Source organism: Aquiflexum sp., from assembly GCF_977115555.1.
Genome location: NZ_CDSBKL010000312.1, coordinates 1 through 5,010, shown reverse-complemented (window position 1 = coordinate 5,010; position 5,010 = coordinate 1). Strand labels below are relative to the sequence as shown.

General features: G+C 43.0%; 4 protein-coding genes. All 4 read right to left on the bottom strand.

The annotated features are described in order from the left end of the window. A partial coding sequence (locus tag ACZFYI_RS15570; RefSeq protein ID WP_462525050.1) for an ABC transporter permease occupies positions 1–915 on the bottom strand: 915 nt, incomplete at its 3' end. Positions 916–1,116: 201 nt separating this feature from the next. Next, complete coding sequence (locus ACZFYI_RS15565; protein WP_462525049.1) at positions 1,117–1,818, bottom strand: head GIN domain-containing protein; 702 nt, start codon at positions 1,816–1,818, stop codon at positions 1,117–1,119. 388 nt (positions 1,819–2,206) lie between these two features. Next, entirely contained in the window at positions 2,207–2,398 is a 192-nt protein-coding gene (locus tag ACZFYI_RS15560; protein WP_462525048.1) for a hypothetical protein, read from the bottom strand. Positions 2,399–2,727: 329 nt separating this feature from the next. After that, the coding region (locus tag ACZFYI_RS15555; protein ID WP_462525047.1) for an ABC transporter permease at positions 2,728–5,010 on the bottom strand (2,283 nt) is incomplete at its 5' end.

Below are 5,010 nucleotides of genomic sequence, written 5' to 3'. Positions count from 1 at the left end.
GATAAAAAGTGCCACAGCAAGGTATATATAGACATAATCGATGTTGCCGTTTGGTTCGATCTCAGAATCTAGGTTGGAATAAAGGTGGATATCTGTCAGTGGCCAAAGGAACAGTTGGGTACCTTTGGAAGCAGGCACTCCCGCCTGGTTTTCACCCATGTGCCTATCGATCAGTTCCGGTAATTTTGCCTCAAAGGTTTTGATGTCCACATTTTCTCCAAGCAAAAGGTATGTGGAAAAACTATTGGCGCCGAAATTCTTCATCATCTGCTCTTCTCCTCCAAAGAACTCCTTAACGGGTCTCATAGAAGCCAGAAAATCCACATGAATATGAGAATTGTCCGGCGTGTCAGCCATCAGCCCCCTGACCACAAAAGGAACTTTTTGTCCCACCAATTCCAGTTCCAAGGGTTTGCCAATAGGATTATCATTGCCAAAGTACTTCCTTGCCATCGATTCGGTGAGAATAATGGCATCACTGAATTCACCCAAGTCTCCGGCTTTACCTTCCAACAGATCCCAAGAAAAAACTTCAAAAACCTCAGGATCAGCAAAGAAAAAACGCTCTTCCACAAAGGCTTTATCATTGTACTTGACCAAAGGATCAAAATTAAAAACCCTGACAGCCTGCTCCACATCATCGCCAAAATCAGCTTTGATCAGCGGGGCAAATGGCGGCGCAGCATGTCCAAGGTGAAGACTGATCTCTCCATCCTGATTGTACCATGCACGGGACACACGGACTATCCTTTCGGACTTTTCATGGAACCTGTCATAACTCAGTTCATGCTGTACAAACAAAAGAATCAAAATACTCACCGACATCCCCACAGCCAAACCAAAGATATTGATCATGACATAAAGAGGATGCTTTTTGGTATTTCTAAGTACGATTTTTATATAGTTGCTGACCATGGTTGTAGGGTTCTAGTGGTTGTAGTAGTTATAGTGGTTGTAATTGTTGTCTGCGGCGCGTTGTCATTGTTATCGGAATCGTCACCCTGAGGCACGAAGGGTCTTTTGATTGGTTGTAGTGGTTGTAATTGTTGTCGAATCCAACATTTTTAATTCATCATTCTGAATTCATAATTCCAGAAACTGACCACTGATTACTGTCTACTGATCACTCTTTTTAATCACCTTTGCGGAACCGGTAGATGAAATATTGGTACTTTCAGGATTGCCAGAATAATAGACATTTCCGGAACCCGTGGATTTGACATTCAGGTTTTCTACCGCGCCGATGTATGATTTTCCAGAACCTGTTTTGTTGATGCTTGCTTTTTCAGCTACCAATTCAGCTCCTTTGAAATCGCCGGAACCTGTTTGGGATACGCTGATCGATCCAACAGTTCCGCCTGCGATGGATACGATTCCCGATCCCGTCAATCCCACCGAAAGGTTGTCCGCATTTACGTTTTTCAGAATGACACTTCCCGAACCTGTATTTCCCAAGGAAAGCGATCCTGAAGAAATATCAGATTGCATTTTGATACTTCCCGAACCGGTGCTTTTCAAACCTTCCACTTCCCTGACGGTCACGTAGACTGTCAAGCCGATATTTCGGTAGTTGCCTTTTTTAAGGGAAATTTTCAAGGTATTGTTTTCAACTTCCGTGATGACTTTGTCCAGGGAAATGTTGTTGGACTCCAGACGGACCTCGTCTTTATTTCCCGTTTGGACGATGACATCCCAACTACCGCCCGAGTATATTTTTGTAAAATTTCCGGGTGTACGGGTTTCGGTTTGCTGTGCCAAAACAGATATGGCGATAAAGAAAAGAGAAAAAGCGAGGATGATGGATTTGCTGGTTTTCATGGCTATAGAATAAGAATTGGTTTCTATATCTTTTTCAGAGATTGTGCCAAAGCAAAAAACAGGCTTGAAGAGTATTAATTGACAATCTAAAGAACATTCATTGTCCGTACAGGACTGATTTTGTTCGCTCACGGTCAAAAAAAGGGAAACCAATAAATTTAGAATGCTGAATGAAAAATTAGGGTTAAAATATAATTAAGAGGCCATAGCTGTAAGTAATATGCTTCACCTTGTCATTTAGAAGAAAGTGAGAAATCTAAATGAATGAATCTCGCAAAGACGCTAAGTCGCAAATAATTAGAAGCGAAAGATTAGAAGCAAAAAAACGAGAGGGCTTTCCAAAAATATCATCTTGCTCACTTCTGATCACCGATAGTTCACCTATGAGCTAAAGAAGTTTAGCGAAAAGCTCAGTGAGTTTACCTTCGGGCAAAGTGAGTTGTGTAATAAGCTCAGTTAGTTCACCTTTGAGGTAAGTGAGTTGAGCTAAAAGCTCAGTCAATTCACCTCCGAGTACAGTGAGTTTACCTCCGAGCACAGTAAGTTGAGCAAAAAGCTCAGTGAGTTCACCTCTGAGCACAGTGAGTTTTGCAAAAAGGTGAACTGGGTAGGTAAAAAGGTGAGTGAGTTCGCCTATGAAGTGGAGGGGGGTACTTCGGAAGTCCCCCCTCCTCTTAGGAAGTACCCTTGTGTGATGAAATATTTTTACCTCCCGATTCTTGGGAATGGTATTTCAGTGTCTTTGGAAGAATTCAGAATTTTTTTTCAGTGAAAATCAGCAAAAAATTGAACTTCTCAGAAATGGGATTTCAAATCGCCTCTAGCCGCCAATGTTTGTGTCTCCACAAACATTTTTCTTTTTTCTCTTTACCCTCAGTGTCCCCTGTGAACTCAGTGGTGATAAAAATTTCATTCGTCCTTGATAGAATCCACCGGATTGGCCCAAGCGGCCTTTAATGCCTGGGAACCCACGGTCAACAAAGCGATCAACAAGGTCAGTCCTCCTGCCAACAGGAATGTGGAAAATGAGATTCCGGCTTTGTAAGGAAATCCTGACTGCCATGTCTTCAATGCCCACCATGAAAAAGGAAATGCCAACAACAAAGCTATTCCCACCAAGATCACAAAATCCTTACTGACGAGTTGGATGAGGCTTTCACTGCTCGCGCCCAATACTTTCCGGATTCCGATTTCCTTGGACTTTTGCTGTACGGTATAGGCTGCCAAAGCAAACAAACCCATGCAGGAAATCAGAATCGCAATGATCCCTCCTACCAAAAACGCCTCTCCCAATTGCTGTTCCTGCTTGTATTGGACGGCATACCGCTCGTCCATGAAGAAATAGGAAAAAGGATTTCCGGGAAAAATTCCCTCATAAATTTCCTCGATTGATTCCAGGTTGGCCCTCATTTGCTTGCTGTTGACGATCATGCTGAAATACCCCGAAGCCTGTGAAGGCAAAAAAACCATCGGCTTGATCTCTTCTTTCAGGGACATGTGATGGTAATCCTTGACCACTGCCAAAACTTCAAATGCTTCTCCCCAAAGTATGTTCTGCCCTACTGCCGCTTCAGCAGATTCAAATCCCAGTTCCAAAGCCGCCTTTTCATTGAGCATGAGTTTTTTGGAATTTCCCCAGCCTTGGCTTGCTTCCTCGGTGGTGAAATTTCTTCCTGCCACCAAGGTCATGCCATAGGTATTGACAAATTCATCATCCATGATCATCATGCCATAAGATTTGTCTTTGTCCTCAGGTCGGGGGACCATCGGCGTAATGCCACTTGCAAAGAAATTATAACCAATCCCCGGCAAGGCATTGGAAGTACTTAATTTCTCCACAAATGCCTGAGACCTGAGGGAAGATTTGAAAGCGGAAATTTTGGATGCACCGTTTTCACCAATGTCGTTTGGTCCGTCAATCACCAGTTTCTGAGAAATATCCATTCCAAGATTTTGGTTTTGCATAAAACTGAGTTGGTCGCGGATCGCAATGGTACCGACAATGATGGTCACCGATATGGCAAACTGAAGGATGACCAATGATTTCTTGAGCGTTTGGCTGTTTTTGGGTTGGAATTTAACCTGAAACTGATGGCCAAACCTACCGGAAAGCAAAACCACATAAAACCCGGAAAGGATGGTACATGTACCAAAAATCCCAACTAAGACAAGCCAAAACACAGGAAGTGAAAATGACCCAAACCAAAGTGGGAATCCAAAAAGATTTTCAAATGGGCTTTGGACGAGGTTGACGATCAGACATGAAAAGGCCAAGGCCAAAACCATCAGCAAGAGGGTTTCGATCATAAACTGTTGCGCAAGTTGCCAGCTTCCGGCACCCAACACTTTTCTCATCCTGATTTCCTTGATTCGGGTAAGGATATTGGCTGCAGATAGATTCAGGTAATTCACATACGCAATCCCCAAAATCATCAAAGCAATGGCAGCAAATACCAAAACAGTACCCATACTGCCTTCTGTCGGCAAAGGGTCAGACAGGGAATTGCCCAAATGGATTTCTGAAAGTGGCTGTAAAATGACAGTTACATCCTTTGCATCAGGATTTTGACGCAAAAACTGGGTGATCTGATCTTCAGTAATTTCTTTTTCTGCACCATCTTTGAGTGTCAGGAAGAGGTTGACAAAACCTGACTCCAAACCATTGGGATCAGCCCAATCGTTGCCATTTCTGTTGGCGGCAATTTCCAAAGTATGGATTGATAAAAACACTTCTCCTTTGATATCAGAACGGTCAGAAATATCCTCCAAAATCCCTGTAACCGTATAGTCTGTCTTCCCAAATTGATTGCTGACCTGTATGGTTTTTCCTATTCCATTTTCACCACCAAAAAACTTCTTCTCCAACTTGGAAGAAATCACCACTGTATTGGGCTGTCTTAGGTCGGCATTACCACTTCGAACCGGAAAGGAAAAAGACTTAAAAAAATCTCCATCCACCAACATCACCCAATCTTCTTTGAATGATTCTTGGGTCTGGGGAATGGTAATCAGACCCCCGGCTATCTGACTTGCAAGCTTATTGACGTGTTGGATATCTGAAAACTGATCCTCCAATACCGCCGCATATCCCGGAGGAAGAAAAATCTCAGGTTCACTCAGCTTATCGGTAACCACAAGCCTGAAAATATGATCCTTGTTGCTATGAAAATCATTGTATGTCCATACAAAGAC

Coding starts and splice junctions, on each gene's coding strand:
- ACZFYI_RS15565 (WP_462525049.1), bottom strand. CDS start 1,818: ATGAAAACCAGCAAATCCATCATCCTCGCTTTTTCTCTTTTCTTTATC.